The organism is Nostoc sp. CmiVER01, assembly GCF_034531135.2.
In the GTDB taxonomy this organism is placed as follows: domain Bacteria; phylum Cyanobacteriota; class Cyanobacteriia; order Cyanobacteriales; family Nostocaceae; genus Nostoc.
This window is the reverse complement of sequence record NZ_JAVRBU020000014.1, coordinates 56,567-75,005: the sequence shown is the minus strand read 5'-3', so window position 1 is coordinate 75,005 and position 18,439 is coordinate 56,567. Positions and strand designations below refer to the sequence as shown.

18 protein-coding genes are annotated in these 18,439 nt (G+C 39.8%); 17 read left to right on the top strand and 1 reads right to left on the bottom strand.

Features of this window, described 5'->3' with window-relative positions; genetic code table 11:
• The first annotated feature begins 41 nt into the window (after positions 1-41).
• The 8 genes from lexA (at position 42) to RMZ43_RS23890 (ending at position 7,561) form a co-directional block, all read left to right on the top strand.
• Positions 42-647 (top strand): transcriptional repressor LexA, encoded by a 606-nt coding sequence (gene lexA, locus RMZ43_RS23925; RefSeq protein ID WP_104909820.1) that lies wholly within the window; start codon positions 42-44, stop codon positions 645-647.
• An 86-nt stretch (positions 648-733) separates the two neighbouring features.
• Positions 734-2,215 carry a DNA phosphorothioation system restriction enzyme gene (locus RMZ43_RS23920; RefSeq protein ID WP_322653248.1) on the top strand — a complete coding sequence of 494 codons (1,482 nt, stop codon included), beginning with the start codon at positions 734-736 and terminating at the stop codon, positions 2,213-2,215.
• 314 nt (positions 2,216-2,529) lie between these two features.
• Positions 2,530-2,703, top strand: a complete 174-nt coding sequence (locus RMZ43_RS23915) for a hypothetical protein (protein ID WP_167755996.1) — start codon at positions 2,530-2,532, stop codon at positions 2,701-2,703.
• Complete coding sequence (locus RMZ43_RS23910) at positions 2,700-4,772, top strand: AAA family ATPase (RefSeq protein WP_322653249.1); 2,073 nt, start codon at positions 2,700-2,702, stop codon at positions 4,770-4,772. The genes RMZ43_RS23915 and RMZ43_RS23910 overlap by 4 nt, the downstream gene beginning before the upstream one ends.
• Before the next feature lie 73 nt (positions 4,773-4,845).
• A complete protein-coding gene (locus RMZ43_RS23905; RefSeq protein ID WP_322651027.1) occupies positions 4,846-5,415 on the top strand; it encodes a Uma2 family endonuclease in 570 nt (189 codons plus the stop codon).
• A gap of 35 nt (positions 5,416-5,450) precedes the next feature.
• The gene (locus RMZ43_RS23900) at positions 5,451-6,002 is read left to right on the top strand and encodes a Uma2 family endonuclease (protein ID WP_322651026.1); all 552 of its coding nucleotides are present in this window, start codon (positions 5,451-5,453) and stop codon (positions 6,000-6,002) included.
• Positions 6,003-6,117: 115 nt separating this feature from the next.
• A complete protein-coding gene (locus RMZ43_RS23895) occupies positions 6,118-6,588 on the top strand; it encodes a DNA phosphorothioation-associated protein 4 (protein ID WP_322651025.1) in 471 nt (156 codons plus the stop codon).
• Positions 6,589-6,619: 31 nt separating this feature from the next.
• Positions 6,620-7,561 (top strand): HNH endonuclease, encoded by a 942-nt coding sequence (locus RMZ43_RS23890; RefSeq protein WP_322653250.1) that lies wholly within the window; start codon positions 6,620-6,622, stop codon positions 7,559-7,561.
• Here RMZ43_RS23890 and RMZ43_RS23885 read toward each other — a convergent pair whose 3' ends face one another.
• On the bottom strand, positions 7,562-9,160 hold the full coding sequence (locus RMZ43_RS23885; RefSeq protein ID WP_322651023.1) for a DGQHR domain-containing protein: 1,599 nt from the start codon (positions 9,158-9,160) through the stop codon (positions 7,562-7,564).
• Positions 9,161-9,321: 161 nt separating this feature from the next.
• On the opposite strand from RMZ43_RS23885, the gene dndC reads away from it, so the two are divergent.
• From dndC to RMZ43_RS23840, 9 genes are all read left to right on the top strand, one after another.
• Positions 9,322-10,983, top strand: a complete 1,662-nt coding sequence (dndC, locus tag RMZ43_RS23880; protein ID WP_322651022.1) for a DNA phosphorothioation system sulfurtransferase DndC — start codon at positions 9,322-9,324, stop codon at positions 10,981-10,983.
• Positions 10,984-11,046: 63 nt separating this feature from the next.
• A complete protein-coding gene (tnpA, locus tag RMZ43_RS23875) occupies positions 11,047-11,460 on the top strand; it encodes an IS200/IS605 family transposase (protein WP_322651021.1) in 414 nt (137 codons plus the stop codon).
• Positions 11,461-11,603: 143 nt separating this feature from the next.
• Positions 11,604-13,589, top strand: coding sequence for a DNA sulfur modification protein DndD (dndD, locus tag RMZ43_RS23870; protein ID WP_322651020.1), 1,986 nt, complete (start codon positions 11,604-11,606; stop codon positions 13,587-13,589).
• A gap of 58 nt (positions 13,590-13,647) precedes the next feature.
• Positions 13,648-14,034, top strand: a complete 387-nt coding sequence (dndE, locus tag RMZ43_RS23865) for a DNA sulfur modification protein DndE (protein ID WP_012410821.1) — start codon at positions 13,648-13,650, stop codon at positions 14,032-14,034.
• A gap of 51 nt (positions 14,035-14,085) precedes the next feature.
• Positions 14,086-15,543, top strand: a complete 1,458-nt coding sequence (locus tag RMZ43_RS23860) for a DNA phosphorothioation-associated putative methyltransferase (protein WP_322653251.1) — start codon at positions 14,086-14,088, stop codon at positions 15,541-15,543.
• 142 nt (positions 15,544-15,685) lie between these two features.
• Complete coding sequence (locus RMZ43_RS23855) at positions 15,686-16,960, top strand: AmpG family muropeptide MFS transporter (RefSeq protein ID WP_322653252.1); 1,275 nt, start codon at positions 15,686-15,688, stop codon at positions 16,958-16,960.
• A gap of 11 nt (positions 16,961-16,971) precedes the next feature.
• Positions 16,972-17,385: an ABC transporter permease gene (locus tag RMZ43_RS23850; RefSeq protein ID WP_322653253.1), complete on the top strand. Its 414-nt coding sequence runs from the start codon at positions 16,972-16,974 to the stop codon at positions 17,383-17,385.
• A 132-nt stretch (positions 17,386-17,517) separates the two neighbouring features.
• Entirely contained in the window at positions 17,518-17,706 is a 189-nt protein-coding gene (locus RMZ43_RS23845) for a hypothetical protein (protein WP_322653254.1), read from the top strand.
• Between the two features lie 21 nt (positions 17,707-17,727).
• On the top strand, positions 17,728-18,303 hold the full coding sequence (locus tag RMZ43_RS23840) for a GNAT family N-acetyltransferase (protein ID WP_322653255.1): 576 nt from the start codon (positions 17,728-17,730) through the stop codon (positions 18,301-18,303).
• Positions 18,304-18,439 lie beyond the last annotated feature (136 nt).

Below are 18,439 nucleotides of genomic sequence, written 5' to 3'. Positions count from 1 at the left end.
CTAATGTTCTAGAGACATTTATAATTACTTCCCACAAATTTATGGAACGTTTAACTGAAGCTCAACAAGAACTTTACGAATGGTTGGCAGAATACATCCGATCGCACCAGCATTCGCCTTCTATTAGGCAAATGATGCAAGCAATGAACTTGAAGTCACCAGCCCCAATTCAAAGCCGCTTAGAACATTTACGCACAAAAGGATATATAGAATGGACTGAAGGACAAGCGCGAACGATTCGGATTTTGCGTCCTGTTAAGCAAGGTGTACCAATTTTGGGCACGATCGCTGCTGGTGGTTTAATAGAACCGTTTACTGATGCTGTAGATCATTTAGACTTTTCTAATTTCGATTTACCTCCCCAAACCTATGCTTTGCGGGTAGCTGGCGATAGCATGATTGAAGATTTAATTACTGATGGCGATGTGGTATTTCTGCGTCCAGTAGCAGAACCAAATCATTTAAAAAATGGTACTATCGTCGCCGCCAGAGTCGATGGATTTGGTACAACATTAAAACGTTTTTATCGCCAAGGCGATCGCGTTACCCTCAAACCAGCAAATCCTAAGTACAATCCCATCGAAGTCATGGCTCAACAAGTACAGGTACAAGGTTCTCTCATTGGTGTTTGGCGCGGTTACAACTGAGTAATCGGGATTGGGAACTGAGAAAAATAAATACTAATGCCTAATGCCCAATTATTAGGGTTCACGATCACCTTTGTGCTTAATATATGTACCTGACGAAAAATCTAGTGCAGCAACTGCCCACTTTCCGGTTGAAATTACCGTTTGCAAGGGAAAGTAAGGGCAGTTATTACACTTTGCAACCATTACCAGGATGCCCAAGAATGCCTGTGTCTCTGCAATTGCGGCAATATCAGCGACAAGCGATCGCTAGCTGGTTTACCAACAATGGCAGAGGAACGCTGAAAATGGCTACTGGTAGTGGTAAAACTATTACCGCACTAGCGATCGCTTGCGAATTATATCAGCAAATAAATTTACAAGTTTTGGTGGTGGTATGTCCCTACCGCCATCTCGTCACCCAATGGGCGCGAGAGTGTGAAAAATTTAATTTGCAACCTATTTTAGCCTTTGAGAATTTACGCACTTGGCAAAGTCAACTTTCTACCCAAATTTATAATCTGCGTTCTGGTTCTCAACGGTTTGTGACTGTCATTACTACGAACTCCACATTAATTGGAGATGGGTTTCAGTCTCAACTCAAATATTTTCCTGCCAAAACTTTAATTATTGGGGATGAGGCGCATAATTTAGGCGCACCTAAGTTAGAAGAAAGTTTGCCGCGTAGTGTCGGGTTGAGACTGGCTTTATCTGCCACACCGGAGAGATATTTTGATGATTTTGGGACGCAATCTCTATTTGACTATTTTGGCCCGGTTCTGCAACCAGAGTTTACTTTGAGGGATGCGATCGCTCAAGGTGCTTTAGTGCATTATTTATATTATCCGGTGCTGGTGGAGTTAACTGAAGCAGAGAGTATTGCTTATTTAAAGCTAACTAAAAGAATTGGGCGATCGCTACTTTACCGAGATAGAGAAAATGGACAGGCGGGAAGTTTTGAAGACAATGAAGATTTAAAGCCGTTATTGATGCAAAGAGCAAGATTAATTGGTGCGGCAGAAAATAAATTAAATGCTTTACGGGATTTAATGGCAACTCGCCGCGAAACTACTCATACTCTTTTTTATTGTAGTGATGGTTCCCAAGATACAGGACAACGTTCATCTCTACGCCAACTCAAAGCTGTTGCTAAAATTCTGGGGGTGGATTTGGGGTATAAGGTAAGCACTTATACAGCCCAGACAACTTTACAAGAACGAGAAATCTTACGGCATCAATTTGAAAGTGGAGAGTTGCAAGGTTTAGTGGCAATTCGTTGTTTAGATGAAGGTGTTGATATTCCAGCAATTCAAACTGCGGTGATTTTATCAAGTTCTGGTAATCCTCGCCAATTCATTCAGCGACGGGGGCGAGTTTTACGTCCTCATCCTGGTAAAGAACGCGCGACAATATTTGACATGATTGTTTTGCCACCAGATTTAGATAGAGAAACTATAGAAGTTGAACGTAATTTGTTGAAAAAGGAATTGCGTCGCTTTGTAGAGTTTGCTGATTTGGCTGATAATGCAGGTGTTGCAAGAATGAAGTTACTTGATTTACAAAAACGATATGGTTTATTAGATATTTGATGATGAACCAGAAAATAGTTGTATTTTTTTATAGAATTTTTCGAGTTTTGAAAAAAGAAGCATTAAGTATGAAATAATAAAAGTATGGATTAGATCATAATGGGATGTAAGTTGATTTAAAAATTTTACTTTTATCCCATTATTATCTAAATTTATTAAGATATATAATAACAGAAAACAATTAAAGAATAAAGTATTTTTTCAAAGAAAATTAGGATTTTAAAGATAACGCTAATAGTGAGTTTACGGAGGCTATTCTAGCACTAGAGAAAGTTAAAATGTAGAAAAACAAAAACTATATTTTAAAATCCGATATGTCACAAGAGGCGAATATCGATGATGTGCAGGAGCCAATAAACAGCGCTCCGCCGGAGGTACGGCGAATTATTGAACGGGTATGGAAGCTGGAAAAAGGCAGGCTAGATAAGAAGATTAACAGCCATATAAATGATAATATTTTGGACATTATTAAGGAAGAGGTGCGATGAAGCTGACTTCAATCAAGCTATGCAACTTTCGCTCCTTTTATGGTACGACACCAGAGATGCTTCTGGCTGGTGGAGATGTTCAGAATACGACGATTATTCATGGCAATAATGGCTCTGGTAAAACCAGTTTACTAAATGCCTTTACTTGGGTTTTATATGATAAATTTAGTGCAGCGTTTGCATCGATAGAGCAGTTGGTAAATAAGCGTGCGATCGCAGAAACTCAAAAAGGTCAAGCTGTAGAATGTTGGGTAGAAATTGGCTGGGAACATGAAGGTAAACGCTATCGAGTGAAACGCGCTTGTCGGGGTTATAAAAACGAGGGTGATTTTGACGCTGGCAAAACTCAATTAACGATGTGGGTTGGTGCGGATGATGGCAAATGGAATATACCAACTCAGCAACCAGACGATATAATTAATCAAATTTTACCTGCTACTCTACATCAATATTTTTTCTTTGACGGCGAACGAATTGAAGAAATAGTCCGTTCTGATAAAAAAGCTGAAATTGCTGAAGCTACAAAAATTTTCTTAGGTGTAGAGGTAATCAATCGTTCTATCAGACATTTGGGAGATGCTAAAAAAGCTCTAGAAAATGAATTAAAAGCGATTGGTGATTCTGAGACAAAACAACTATTACGACAGCAAGAAAAAATAGAACGCGATCGCGAACGCATTACTAAAAGGCAAACAGAAATTAAAGAAGAGTTAGAATATCAACAAACTTTTAAAAAAGAGACAAGTAACCGTTTGCGAGAACTGAGCGCAGCTAAAGAATTGCAAGAAAGATGGCAAGATTTAGAATCGCAAAAGACGGCGAATCAAGAAGAATATAAAAAAACAAAGGAAGCGCTAAAAAAAGTTATCTCTGCGCGGGGTTATACAGTTTTATTGTCGGAAACTACATCCCAGTTTAGAGGGATTATCAATGATTTGAAGCAGCGTGGCGAGTTAACATCAGGAATTTCACGGGAATTTGTGAATGATTTACTTAATTCTCAGCGCTGTATTTGTGGCGCAGAATTACACGAGGGTAATCATTCTCATACTCATGTGACTACTTGGTTAAATAAAGCAGGTTCTTCGGCGGTGGAAGAAACTGCAATTCGGATGATAGCTCAAGTAGACGAAATTGATAAGCAAGCCATAAGATTTTGGGAAGAAGTTGATAGAGAACAAAGTAGGATTAATCAGTTAAGGCAAAGCATATCTCAAATTGAAGGTGATTTAGACAATATTCAAGAACGGTTGCGGAAAGATGCTAATGAAGAAATTAGCAGTTTACAAAAACGGTTAGATGAAATTGAAAGTAAAATTGATGAGTTGAATCGAGAACAGGGTGCAAATCAGCAGCAAATTACTCAACTTACAACTGAGATTGATGGTTTAAATAAACAAATTGCCAAGCAAAAGCTGAATGAAGACAAGCAAACTCTAGCACAGCGACGAATTAACGCTACTCAAGATGCAATTGAACGGTTAACGGAAGTTAGAAATCGTCAAGAACAACAATTTCGCCTGCAACTAGAAAAGCGAGTACAAGAAATATTTATGGATATTTCTGTAACTCCATACATTCCTAGAATTAGTGAAAAATATGAACTGACATTAGTAGAAAATACCACAGGTATAGAAGCACTAGTTGCAGCATCCACCGGGGAAAATCAAATTCTCAGTTTATCCTTTATTGCCAGCATCATTGACAAAGTGCGGGAATGGAGTGAGAAACGAAAAATGATGATGATTCCCGACAGTAGCACTTTCCCAATTGTAATGGATTCACCCTTCGGTAGTTTGGATGAGAATTCGCGGCGACACATTGCGAAGACAATTCCCCAATTAGCGAATCAGTTGATAGTTTTAGTTACTAAAACTCAATGGCGGGGTGAAGTTGAAGCAGAGATGACAGAAAGAATTGGTAGAGAATATGTGCTTACGTATTTTTCTTCTAAGCCAGATTGCGAACAAGATTATATTGAGTTGGGTGGTGAAAGATATCCTTTAGTGAAACAAAGTCCGAATGAATTTGAATATACAGAAATTATCGCAGTTGAACGGAATGGGTAATTACTCACGGAGAGACGCAGAGGCGCAAAGGTTTTTTCTTGGTTACATTTGAGAAAAAGAGAGGAATAAAGTTATGGTTGCGAGTCCAGACAGAAATTATATGTCTCCCCACGAATACCTGGAATGGGAACAAGTCCAAGAAATTAAATATGAATATATTGATGGTGAAGTTTTCGCCATGACTGGGGGTACTCTTCCCCATAATGATATTGCTTTAAACTTAGCTTCAGCGTTAAAAAGTCACCTGAGAGGAAGTGGTTGTCGTGTGAATATGGCGGATGGGAAAGTAGGTGTATCTGAAAACGGGCCTTTTCATTATCCCGATGTTGTGGTGAGTTGCGATGAACGGGATAAACAAGCTATTCAATTTCTCCAATATCCTTGTTTAATTGTTGAAGTTCTGTCCCCCAGTACAGAAGCTTACGATAGAGGTACAAAATTTACGCGGTATCGTCGCATTCAGACTTTGCAAGAATACGTCCTTATCGATGCTGAAAAAATTGGCTTAGATTGCTTCCGGTTAAATGATAGAGGACTCTGGGAGTTACACCCTTATGAAGAAGGGGATGAAGTTCATTTAACCAGCGTTAATTTCCGCTTTCCGATATCTTTGGTGTATGAAAATGTTCAGTTTCCTATTTAAATTAGGATTATTCTAGATTCATTATTAGGGGTTTTATGAGTATTAAAACTGAAGCAACTATTGAAGATTTGTACCACTTACCCGACAATTGTAAAGCAGAAATTGTCAATGGAAAATTGGTACTGATGTCTCCAACTGGATTTTTACCAGGACGTGCAGGTGGTGAAATTTATGCAAGTCTACGGGATTATGAACGTCTAACAAAAAGTGGTTACGCTTTGCCTGATAATGTCGGTTTTATTGTCAATCTCCCTAATCGCCGTTCTTTAAGCCCTGATGCTGCGTTTTATACTGGCAAACCTACAGGTGGAAAGTTTCTTAATGGTGCGCCTGTATTTGCTGTTGAGGTGCGAAGTGAAAATGATTACGGTGATAAAGCTGAGAAAGATATGGTTCGTAAACGCCGCGATTATTTTGCGGCTGGTACGTTGGTAGTTTGGGATGTAGACGTACTCAAAGAGGAAGTTATTAGAGTATATCGTGCTAGTAATCCTGAAGAACCGCAAGTTTATCGCCGTGGTGAGGTAGCCGAAGCTGAACCGGCAGTGCCAGGATGGACTATGTTAGTGGATAATTTGTTTGTTTAGCGATCGCCTACATACTAGTATAAAATAACGTGGCTATTAAGTGCGTAGGCGTAGCCAACCGTAGGCATCGCTTTTAACTTTCGGTTAAAATAGTTACACGTTAGATATTAAAACAATGGCTGCAAACAGAATCAGGGTTGCTAAAGATAAGGCTGAGTTAGTGAAATCTTTAGTCGCATCAAAAGACACAACTGGGCCTTTTCAAACTTATGTAGAAGTTATGGTGTTTGCAGCAGCATTGGGCGTTAAATATAAAAAGCGGGTTCCTTTAGGAGAAACTACAAAAAGAGAACCATCTCCAATTCCACAAGAAAATTTTGCTTCATTGGGATATGACCTAATCATTAAATTATTAGGAATCAATGAAACTAAAGATATCAACATACTTTCATCTAGAGAAGAACAAGATGAAGATAAACGTACTCAAATATTTGAAGAGTATGCTAACGCAGGACTGGAAATTTTACAAAGTGAGTTGCGCGGTTCTGTTGATTACTCAGAGCGACTTCTATTAGTTCTTATTTCTGAAAAAGGAACAAAAGAACAGCTAGAAGAAGAATTTGATCTCAGTAAATTCTTAACTTGATTTTTTCGCTTGCTTATTTAACTTATTAAATATGAAAAATATAGCATATTATTGTAAACGCTTTGCTGAATTAAATGTGAGTAGTAGCCGGAAGCGTGGTAATGCTCAATATAAACCAATATTACTTTTATCTGTAATTGATTTAATTGCACGAGGTGTTATTATTACTAACGATATTCCGGTTTCAGACGAATTAGTTCAAACATTTGAGAGGTATTGGAATGTAATCGGTTCTCCATCTTACAAAGGTGGTTTACACTATCCTTTCTTTCATCTGCAAAATGAAGGCTTTTGGTACTTGAAATTTAAGCCTGAATTTAATGGGTTACAGCCAAAAACTATTAAAAAACTAAAAGAGGCTGTTGAATACGCATATCTAGACATTGAATTGTTCAACTTTTTGCAAGATGAGTTTTGTAGAAAAGAACTAATTGATGCACTTGTGGCAGCTTTCTTTTCTGATAATGAAAATGATATAGAAGCTATTTTACAAATAAATCAAACTTTTCAAGATGATGCGGTAGAGATAGAAAATTTAATTGAAACAGAAAATTTAGAGCCTAACCCAAGGTGGAGTTTGAAACGAGCAGTTATTAGAAATGCTTTTTTTAGGAAAGCAATTGTACACGTTTATGATTACAGATGTGCCTTTTGTGGACTAAAAGTAACTAAAAAAATAAATCAAAATATTGTGGATGACGCACACATCAAGCCATTTTCACAGTTTTATGATAATAAAATTCATAATGGAATAGCACTTTGCAAAAATCATCATTGGGCATTTGATAGAGGTTGGTTTGCTATAAATGAGCAATACAAAATTATAGTTAGCAATGATTTGGAAGAAGCATCTCCTCATGCTAAACCTATGAAAGATTTTCATGGTGAAACAATACTTTTACCAAATACAGAGCAACACTTTCCAGAACTGGAAGCGTTGCAATGGCATCGCCAAAATATATTTCAAGCATAATTACAAGATAGGTGGAAGTCCTACCGCTTTCGGTTCAACAAGCTTGCCATCGAAACTTATAGTTTTATCTTCAACAGTCCTAGCATCTGCTAAAGCCTTACGAAGTTCAGCAGATTCCATGTGATCCTGAATTCCACCCAGGATGTAAACCAGTAACTTCGCCGCTAAATCTCGTCCAGCAACCTGCACCCGCTTTTTATTTGGGTCATACAAAACCCCATACCAGAGAGATTGGGGATATTCCATACCGCTAAAGCCGCCTTGCTGGTCAAACTTCCGCAGCTTCTTAAAAATATCTGCTAGGGAAAAACCTTTTTTAAATACCAAAATTCCCAAAGCTTGGGCTAATGCAACTTGAGCAACCGGACGGAAAAGCATATTTCCTTCACCTCCATCCTTCTCAAAGCTGAAACGCCGTAAAGCTGGTGTATCCTCATGTTCTAAAATTTTATAACTGGAAAGACTAGCCAAATTATCAAATAGCTTGCTAAATTCTTGAATCCCCTGCTCAAGTTCTTCATCCTCTGGACGCATGGGAATTAGACCTTTCTCCAAAGGTTTCCAGTGGGGGAACTTTTGAGCCAAATATCGCTCAGACATATCTTGCAGAGCTTGCAAAGTTGTCAAAACTGTAGAATTGGAAGCCACTGTTGCACTATTCCAATTGACGCGGGGATTACGCTCTTGTCGTTGTTCTAATAATGGATGTGTAACTGCAATTTTTCTAGCAACGATTGCAAAACCATCATCTTCATTCAACTGTGTTAGCTGACCTTTAGTCAAGGGTGCAGCCATCAGGTTGACATGAACAAAAATCGATCTTACCCTCCGCCTCGCCTGGGTGCGAGTTTCCCCAGCCGCTACCGCACAGATAAACTCAATACCAATTTTTTCCTTGGGTAAATTTTGCAAATAAGCAAGGTCTACTTGGTACTTTTCTATCAAATCATTGACTGTAATAAAACTGTCATCAGCACCTTTATCCTTTTTATAACGCTGGAGTTTACGAGTTTTAATTAACTCCATCAACCCCTGAACCCCCATTAATCGGTGTTGTCCATCTAGTGCATAAATGGTTACATCATCCTCAGAAATATTGAGCAGACCTACCTTAGCATCTTTATCTAGAGGTATAAAATCAGTCGTAGACTTTGTGGCGCGTCCTTCGCTATCCCATTCAGCAGCTTTAGGATTATCCACCCACGGTTGATTAATCACTACCAACACCGGCGGAAACTTATGATTGTCTCTAGCCGCTAAATACTGGACTAGCGGTGCTTGACGTGACCAATCAAGGGGACGTTGCTGAATTTCATCAATACTATCTGCGTCAATCTCGACATTATCAGTTTCAGGATTGTACTTTTTCTGAAAGAGAGGTAAGCCAGAGGCGAAGTGAACCCGACCTGCGAACCATTCCAGTGTAACAGAGCTAACATAAGCCTCAGTACCACCCATCTCGGTTTTTTGAACGAGAATCTGATCTTTTCTCCCTAAAAACTTCTCCAAAAGTAAAGCTAGTACCTGTTTTTCCTTGTTTTCCCGTTCCAGGTATTCTCTAGCGATGTCAGCAGTTGGGTCAGATGCACTATCTTTCATGTTAAATTTTAAAAACAGAATAGGATTATGTCGTTTAATTATCCAAAAAATTAGATATTAGTAGTAAAGTTTTTAAAAACTTTTTTCAAGGTACAACGTATTTTGTAGATTTTGTCTGTATAGCCCGAATATTAGGCCAGCGTTTCCAGAGAGAAGGAGAAATGACTACAGCACAACAAGCAGAAAATAAAAACCAGCAAACACGTACTGTAGCAGAGTTAGTGGAGTATATCCAAGCTCTCACCACTGAAATTCAAGAATTGTATTGTTTAGACCAGATACCTTGGGTGGTAGGCTATTCCGGTGGTAAAGATAGTACTGCCACTTTACAGCTTATCTGGAATGCGATCGCAGCACTACCAGTTGAAAAGCGAAAAAAGACTATTCATATTATTACAACTGACACACTGGTAGAAAACCCTGTAGTCTCTGTTTGGGTACGCAAATCCTTAGAAAGGATGAAAGTTGCTGCTCAAGAACAGAAAATGCCCATTGAGCCACATTTATTACACCCAGAAATCAAAGAGACATTCTGGGTAAGCTTGATTGGTAAAGGTTATCCAACGCCGCGAGGAAAATTTCGCTGGTGTACAGACCGTTTAAAAATTCATCCTTCTAACCACTTTATCCGTGATGTAGTTAGAGTAAATGGGGAAGTTATTCTTGTTTTAGGTACACGCAAGGCTGAAAGTATCAAACGTGCTATCTCAATGGAGAAACATCAAGCAGGTAGCTTAAAAGACCGCCTCGTTTCTGATACAAGTTCACCGACATCTCTGCTTTACCATAGTGCAAGCTTGCCTAATTCTTTAATTTATAGTCCCATCGAAGATTGGCGTACAGATGAAGTTTGGATTTACCTAAATCAGTGGCAAAATCCTTGGGGATATAGCAATAAAGACTTGTTCACCATGTATCGAGGTGCTACAGCAGATAATGAATGTCCTCTAGTTGTTGATACTTCTACTGCTAGCTGTGGCGATTCTCGATTTGGCTGTTGGGTTTGCACAATTGTTAGTAAGGATAAATCAATGGAGGCAATGATTCAAAATGATGAAGAAAAAGAATGGATGCAGCCTCTATTGGATATTCGTAATGAATTAGATAATAGAGATGACCGCGATAAAAGAGACTTCCGTCGCATCTGGGGAGAAGTCCAACTTTTTGAACGTCATGTCGATGGTGAAGTATCTATTGAGCCAATTCATGGCCCATATACAAAATATTGGCGGGAACATTGGCTTAGACGATTATTAGAAGCGCAAACAAAAATTCGTCGTACAGCGCCAGAAAATATGCGCGACATCAGCCTAATTACTCTAGAAGAAATGAGCGAAATACGCCGCATTTGGCTAGAAGATAAACACGAATTTGATGATAGTTTACCCCGGATTTATCAAGAAGTGACTGGCGAAGAATTTCAAGATCCCCGTCCTGGTGCAGATTATAGCCTACTAGGCCGTGATGAATGGATAGTATTAGAAGAAATCTGTGAAGGTGACGCGATGCACTTGGAACTCATGGCGAAATTGTTAGACACAGAACGCCAGTATCGCAAAAAAACTCGTCGCGTAGGGATATACGAAACTCTAGAAAAATGTTTTAATACGAGTTCACGTTCCCCTGAAGATGCGATTAAAAATGCTCGTTTGAAACGCGAATTAAGCGAAGCCGTTAGTCAAGGTGATGTTGCCAAAGTAAAACAGATGACTTTGGGCGATGTTGCAGCAATCAATGAAGTAGACGAAGGTGAAAGCGAAAGTGATGAAGAGGTAACTTGGGCAAGTATGAAATTTAAAAAGAAAGATTTAGAAGAATCATAGAATATCGGGCGATTGGAAATCGCGGCTACACAGACGAAACCCACCTTCGTGGGTTAAAGAAAAATGAGATCAAGTTTTACACAATTGTATGTGCATTATGTTTGGGCTACGTGGGATAGATTGCCTATAATTACGCCTGATATTCAGAAGGAAGTTTACGGGGCAATTATTCGGGAATCTGAACAGTTAAAGTGTACCGTAATTGCAATTGGTGGTATTGAATATCATGTCCATGTGCTAACGGGTTTTCCGCCAACCATCAGTATCTCTGAATTGGTTAAACAAATCAAGGGAAGTTCGTCCCATTTCATCACCCACGAAATCAAGCCAGGTGAGTTTTTTAAATGGCAAGGTAGCTATGGAGCTTTTACAGTTAGTGATGATGCTATTGATAATATAGCCAATTACATTAGAAAGCAAGCTACCCACCATAGCCAAAAATCACTTATTCCCACCTGGGAACTAACTCCTAAATAATCCAAGAACTATGAATTTAATTAGTCCGCAAAGGCGGACTTTGCCTGTGTAGCCGCGAATTCCATTCGCCCGATATCTTATCTTTGCCTGCATAACCACGAATTCTATTCGCCCAGTATCTTAATAAACCCACAATCAGATAAATGATATTTCTTGAACTCGTTTTACAAAACTTTGGCCCCTACAGTGGGAAACAGGTAATCAATCTTAACCCAAAAATTGATGAGGAAAGCTCACACTCAATTATCTTATTAGGTGGTATGAATGGTGGCGGAAAAACTACCCTTATGGATGCCATTCGCCTCGCCCTTTATGGCCCCCGTGCCCAATGTTCTACCCGTGGTAATTTAAGTTATAGTGATTTTCTCAATCAATGTGTTAACAACAAAATAGATCCAGTTGCAGACACCCGAATTGAGTTGCTTTTTGAACATATTGAAAACGATAAACCAATAAAATACCGTGTTGTCCGTAGTTGGACAAAAAATCCTAAAGATGGTAAGGATACATTAGGGATCTTAGGTGATAGTGATACCTGGCCTGATGCTTTAGTTAATATTTGGGATGAATATATTGAAAATCTTTTGCCATTAGGTATTTCTAACTTATTTCTCTTTGATGGTGAACAAGTTAAAGAACTCGCAGAACAAGAAACACCACCACCTGTTGTAGTAGATGCGATACGTGGACTTTTAGGTTTAGAGTTGGCAGATCGTTTAGCAGTTGATTTAGATATTTTAGTTAACCGTAAACTTAAAGAAGTTGGTAATAGTAAGGATTTAGCAAACCTAGAGGAAATTGAAACTAGGTTAACCCAACAACAAGAAGATTATCAAACCACAGAAGAGAAAGTAGAAATTCTCAAAAATCAGGTAGAAGAATTAGAAAAAAAGCAGCAAGAAGCTTTTGATAAATTCATTTCTGAAGGTGGGAAGATTGCAGCAGAACGCAATCAACTAGAACTACAGCAAAATATAAAAACTGCGGAAATTGAACAAGTACGTCAGTCAATGTGTGAATTAGCGGCTGATGTTTTACCTCTAGCATTAATTCCCAATTTGCTTAATCAGGCGCAAGCACAGGGTGAAAAGGAATTTCGTCATCAACAGTTACAAATTTCTAAAGATTTATTAATTGAACGAGATCAGCGCTTACTCACCTGGCTAAATCAAGTAGAAATTTCTCCGATACAAGTTGAAAAAATCCAATCATTTTTAATCCAAGATGTAGATAGTTTATATGCAAAGACTCTCCAGACGGAAGTACCTTGGTTATTAGCTGATGATGAAACTTTAAGTCAACTAGATAATCTTATATATCACTTACAAAATTCTAAAGTTTCTGCAAAAGAGAAATTAGCTATTCTCAAAAATAAAGAAGAAGAAATTCATACTCTAGAAAGGCAAGTGCAAACAGCAGCAGCACCAGAAGATTATACAAAGCTGCGTCAAGCACTAGAATCGGCACAAAATCAAGTCATTGAAGCTAAAGCAAATTACGAAATAATCCGCCGCCGTTTAGCTGAATTAGAAACTATTATTGCTAAGTCAAAGAGAGAATTAAGTGATTATACCGTAGAAAATATTAAACATAAAAATAGCGAACATATTATTACTTCTGCGGCTAAGGTCCAAAATACACTCAAGATTTTTCGTGAAAAATTAACCTTGAGAAAACTCAATAAATTAGAGGAGGAAGTTAAAAATTGCTTTCTTTATCTCCTCCATAAATCAGACTTAGTGCATCGCATCACTATTGATACCAAGACTTTTAGCCTTTTGCTTTACGATTTAAAGGGTAAACCTGTTCCTAAACATCGCCTCTCGGCTGGCGAAAAACAACTACTTGCGATCGCATTCCTCTGGGGTTTAGCCAAAGTCTCTGGACACCGCCTACCAGTAGCAATCGATACGCCACTAGGTAGACTAGACTCGTCTCACCGCAGCAACTTAGTTGAACGTTACTTTCCATCCGCCAGTCACCAAGTAATTTTGTTATCTACTGATACTGAGATTGGAAAGAAAGAAGTAGAAACATTGCGAGAAAACGAAGCGATCGCCCGCGAATATCTCCTAAAATACAACTCCTCCACCCGCCAAACAACCATACAACCTGGCTATTTTTGGTAAATTCCCTTCTCTTCTCTCTGCTTCCTCTGTGCCTCTGCGGTTCGTTAATCAAAAACTTATGGAATCCCCAATCGAAAGAATAAAACTCTCCCAAACAGCTAAAGACCAACTTACTAAACTTAAACGCAGCACTAAAATCGACCAATGGAATATTCTATGTCGTTGGGCGTTTTGTCGTTCTCTTGCAGAAGCAACCACACCTTCCCCCGTCCCAATTCCCCAAGATAGCAACGTCGAAATGAGTTGGCGCGTTTTTGGTGGCGAAATGTCTGATATTCTCCTCCTTGCCCTCAAACAACGCTGTCACAATGACGGCTATCCCACCGACAAAGAAACCCTCGCCACTCAATTCCGCTTACATTTGCATCGCGGTATTGGTTACTTAGCAGGCGATCCAAATATCAAGAAAATTGAAGATTTAATTGAACTAGCGGTTAAAAATTGAAAGGATATTAGTTGACTGTTAACTGTTCACTGTTAACTGACAACTAATATTATGCCTGAAGTTGTAGAAATTGAGCGTCATAGAGCTGCGATCGCTCGCACTGACATATCTCGCCCTGTACGATTGGCTATAGAAGGGTCAATCCTCAATCAAGACACTACTTTTTTTGACTACGGCTGCGGCTACGGTGGTGATGTCCAGCGAGTAAAAAACTTAGGTTACACCAGTACAGGCTGGGACCCTTACTACTATCCCGATGTCCCACGCATCCCCGCCGATGTGGTTAACTTGGGCTATGTCCTCAACGTTATTGAAGACGCAGAAGAACGCCGTCAAAGCCTGATCCAAGCCTGGGAACTCACTGGGAAAGTTTTAATTGTCGCGGCTCAAATACTAATTAACGCTCCCAGTAAAACCCAACTTGCTTACAATGATGGCATTGTGACGCGCCGGAATACTTTTCAGAAGTATTACGAACAAGAAGAACTCAAAACTTATATTGATGAAGTATTAAATGTAGATGCAGTACCGATCGCACTAGGCGTTTACTTTGTTTTTCGAGATGATGCGGAAAAAGAAAGTTACAAAGCTATCCGCTTCTTTTCTACCACCTCTACACCGCGAGTCCGCATTCCCACTAAGCGGTTTGAAGATTATCAAGAACAGCTGCAACCATTAATGGCTTTTTTTACCAAGCGCGGTAGACTACCTGTGAAAGGCGAATTGGAAAATGAACAGGAATTACTGAGCGAATTTGGTAACTTCCGTCGCGCCTTTGGTGTAGTTTTGCAAGCGACTGATGAAGCAGAATGGGATGCGATCGCTTATCGTCGTTCTCTAGATATCCAAGTTTATCTCGCCCTCACCCACTTTGATAAACGTCCTGCATGGCAAAAGTTAGCGCCAGAAATGCGTCACGATATCAAAGCCTTTTTTAGTAGTTATGAAGAAGCTTGTCAAGTCGCCGACCAAAAGCTTTTCAGCTTAGGTAAACTTGGGGTGATTCAAACTGCTTGCGAAAAAAGTAAAATTGGTAAACACACGCGCGGTGCGCTTTACGTCCATGTTTCCGCACTAGCAGCACTTGACCCTGTACTACGAATTTGTGAGGGTTGCGCTAGCCGTACAATTGGCCGTGTCGATGAAGCTACATTAATCAAATATCATACTGATAAACCGCAAATCTCTTATCTGTCTTACCCGGAATTCGACACTGATCCTCATCCTGCCTTAAAAGCCAGCATCGGTATTGATTTAAAAACCCTATCTGTCACTCATCGAGACTACGAAACTAGGGCAAACCCGCCAATTTTGCACCGTAAGGAAACATTTGTTACTAGCAACTACCCACGCTACGAAGAATTCGCTAAACTCACCCAACAAGAAGAACAATTAGGATTGCTCAATCACAAAAGCGACATTGGTACGCGCGAAGGTTGGGAAAAATGCCTTACTGCACATCGGGTAGAAATCAGGGGACATCAGGTTTATTCCATTAAGGAAAATTAAGCAATAATCACAGTGTTAGAGTATTGCTGATATGTATCTTAAATAAAGAAAACTTTAGCAGGTTTGTGTACTTACACGAAATTAGGCAGCAGTTATGGCAAGATAACTGCAATTCAATTAAATAAAAGGAATCTTCAAGATTGTGCAAGGAAATAAATCGCTGCTGCGGATTTTTGGCAGCCCGAAGATGGGAGCTTTGTTATTTCTTGGCTTTTCATCAGGGTTGCCGTTGTATTTAACCAGTCAGACATTACAAGCTTGGTTGACTAAAGAAGGAATTAGCTTGGCAGCGATCGCCGCTTTTAGTTTAGTAAAGCTACCCTATTCTTTAAAATTTCTCTGGTCGCCTTTACTAGATAGATTTGTACCGCCTTTTTTGGGTCGCCGTCGAGGTTGGCTGGTAATTACACAAGTAGCATTACTGTTAAGTATAGCTGCAATGGCTCTACAACACCCATCCCAAGGGTTACAACCTTTAATAATTGCTGCTGTTACCGTTGCCTTTTTGAGCGCCAGCCAAGACATTTTAGTTGATGCTTACCGCACTGATGTCGTGGAAGTAGAAGAAAGAGGTGCTGGAGCATCTCTTTACTTATTGGGTTATCGTGTTGCCATTTTAGTAACCGGTTATGTAACCCTATTTTTGGCAGATAGGATGCCTTGGCAAGCTGTTTACTTGTTGATGTCGCTGTTGATGCTCGTGGGCTTAGTAAGTTCTATTTCTGCACCAGAACCAGTCCTACGCGATCGCCCACCTCAGACTTTATCCGCCGCCGTCAAATTACCGTTCATTGAATTTTTCCAGCGTCATGGCTGGCTACAAGGACTTTTAATCCTGATATTCATTGTGATTTACAAGTTGGGAGATTCTTTACTAAAGAATGTATCCACCCCATTTTTGTTAGATAAAGGCTTACATTTTACTCAAACCGATATTGCATTTCCTGGTGCATTAGGAATTTTCGCTACTATTATTGGCACCTTGGCAGCAGGAGCAATAATGACCAAAATTGGTGTTAATCGTTCGCTATGGATATTTGCCATATTGCAAGCTGTCGGTAACTTGGCTTTCTTTGCGTTAGCAGTAGTAGGTAAAAACTTTTATCTAATGTTAGCTGCCGTTAATATAGAACAATTTTGTGCTGGTTTAGAAACTGCTGCTTTTGTAGCATTTTTGATGAGTCTTTGTAACCAAAGCTTTTCAGCTACACAGTACGCCTTACTTTCGAGTTTGCAAGCTTTTAGTAGAGATATTGTTACAGCTCCAGCAGGTACATGGGCACAAGCCACCGGCTGGTCTACATTCTTTCTACTTACAGCGATAGCCGCTTTGCCGGGATTACTATTATTACCATTCTTTGCCCCTTGGAATCCAAAGCCAGTGGTAGTATTATCCAGACCAGGATTAGACGACTAACAAGAGGATATATGGGGAATCAAGTAGTTATTGCTGTCGGCACATTTATTCTCTTACTCACTGGTTTATTACTTGGGTATGTTCTGTCGCAGTTAGTTCTGGGATTTCTAGCATTTAACCTCCTAACTTTTTTCGGAACACTCAGCCTAATTTTAATTTTTGGTACACTTTATTACGTTTTATTTTGGCAGTTGCGGAGAGATCAGTCCCGGCCATCAACTATAAATCAAGGGATACCAAACCAGGTAGACGATGGTATATCTGATAGCTATCTCAAAAACAGGCTAATCGCTAAATTGTCCGGTGACACTGCGGCTGCCGAACGGTTAATTGAACAAGCAAAGGAGACTTATCCTGGGATGCCGGAGAATTGGTATTGTGAGAGAGTCCTTGATGACCTAGAGCGCGATCGCCAGAGGGAGTAGGAGAGCAGGGGGAAAGAAGTATTGCCCAATGCCCAATTCCCATGCACAGAAAATTGCTAAAATAAATCAAGAATACTTCACAAATCTTCAGCTAGGTTCTCATAAAAGTTCCTAGCTTCTTGCAATTAAAATATGGCTATTTTTCGTCAATACATCGCCCCACTGCTTGCAGTATTAGTATTTTTATTTGCCCTAGTGGCAGTCAGCGCCCGAATATTTTTACCCTCCGATATGGCAGCACCCGCACCAATTGAACAAGTTGGAGTGAGTTATCAAGCCACTCCAACTGATTTTCCACCAGCAGCATATAACGTGAACTAGCTAAGTCAATAAACATCAGAAGTGTCTGAGCAACTACTACCTGGGTATATTATTCGCCGTGGTTCCACTTTGGATCGGGCGCTGCTGCTTAAATTCATGCAGCGAACTTACCAGGATCTCTTTTCCAATGAAGACTTCTCCCACCTAGAGCAAACCGTTAACCAATACTTTTCTAACGACACGCCCTTGTGGTGGGTAGAACAGGAGGGGAAGCAGGAGATGAGGGAGCAGGGAGCAAAAGAGAATTTTCCCCTCTGCCCCCCGCACCCTGCCCCTCTGTCTATTTTCAATGCCCCATTCCCAATGAGCAATGCCCATCCACCCATAGCCTGCCTCTGGGTAGGCAATTCCATAGATCAAGTAAATGGGAAGCGTCATGCTCATATCTTTATCCTCTACGTTGTACCAGAACATCGGCGACGGGGTATTGGTAGAGCGTTGATGCGATATGTGGAAAATTGGGCTATTCAAAGAGGCGATCGCCAGATTGGATTGCAAGTTTTTCAATCAAACAAATCCGCATTAAATCTTTACAATCAGTTAGGTTATCAAACCCAATCCCTGTGGATGGTAAAATTCCTGAGTGCAGAAAAATAAATTATAGGATCGCAGTAAAATACTTAAGCGTCTGAGTTAGGGCGTTACTCGTTTGGATAAAACTCGATGAGGAGAAAGGAAAGTGTATAATTACGCAACTAATACTTATAAAGCTTTAACTTATTGGCGCGGGGGA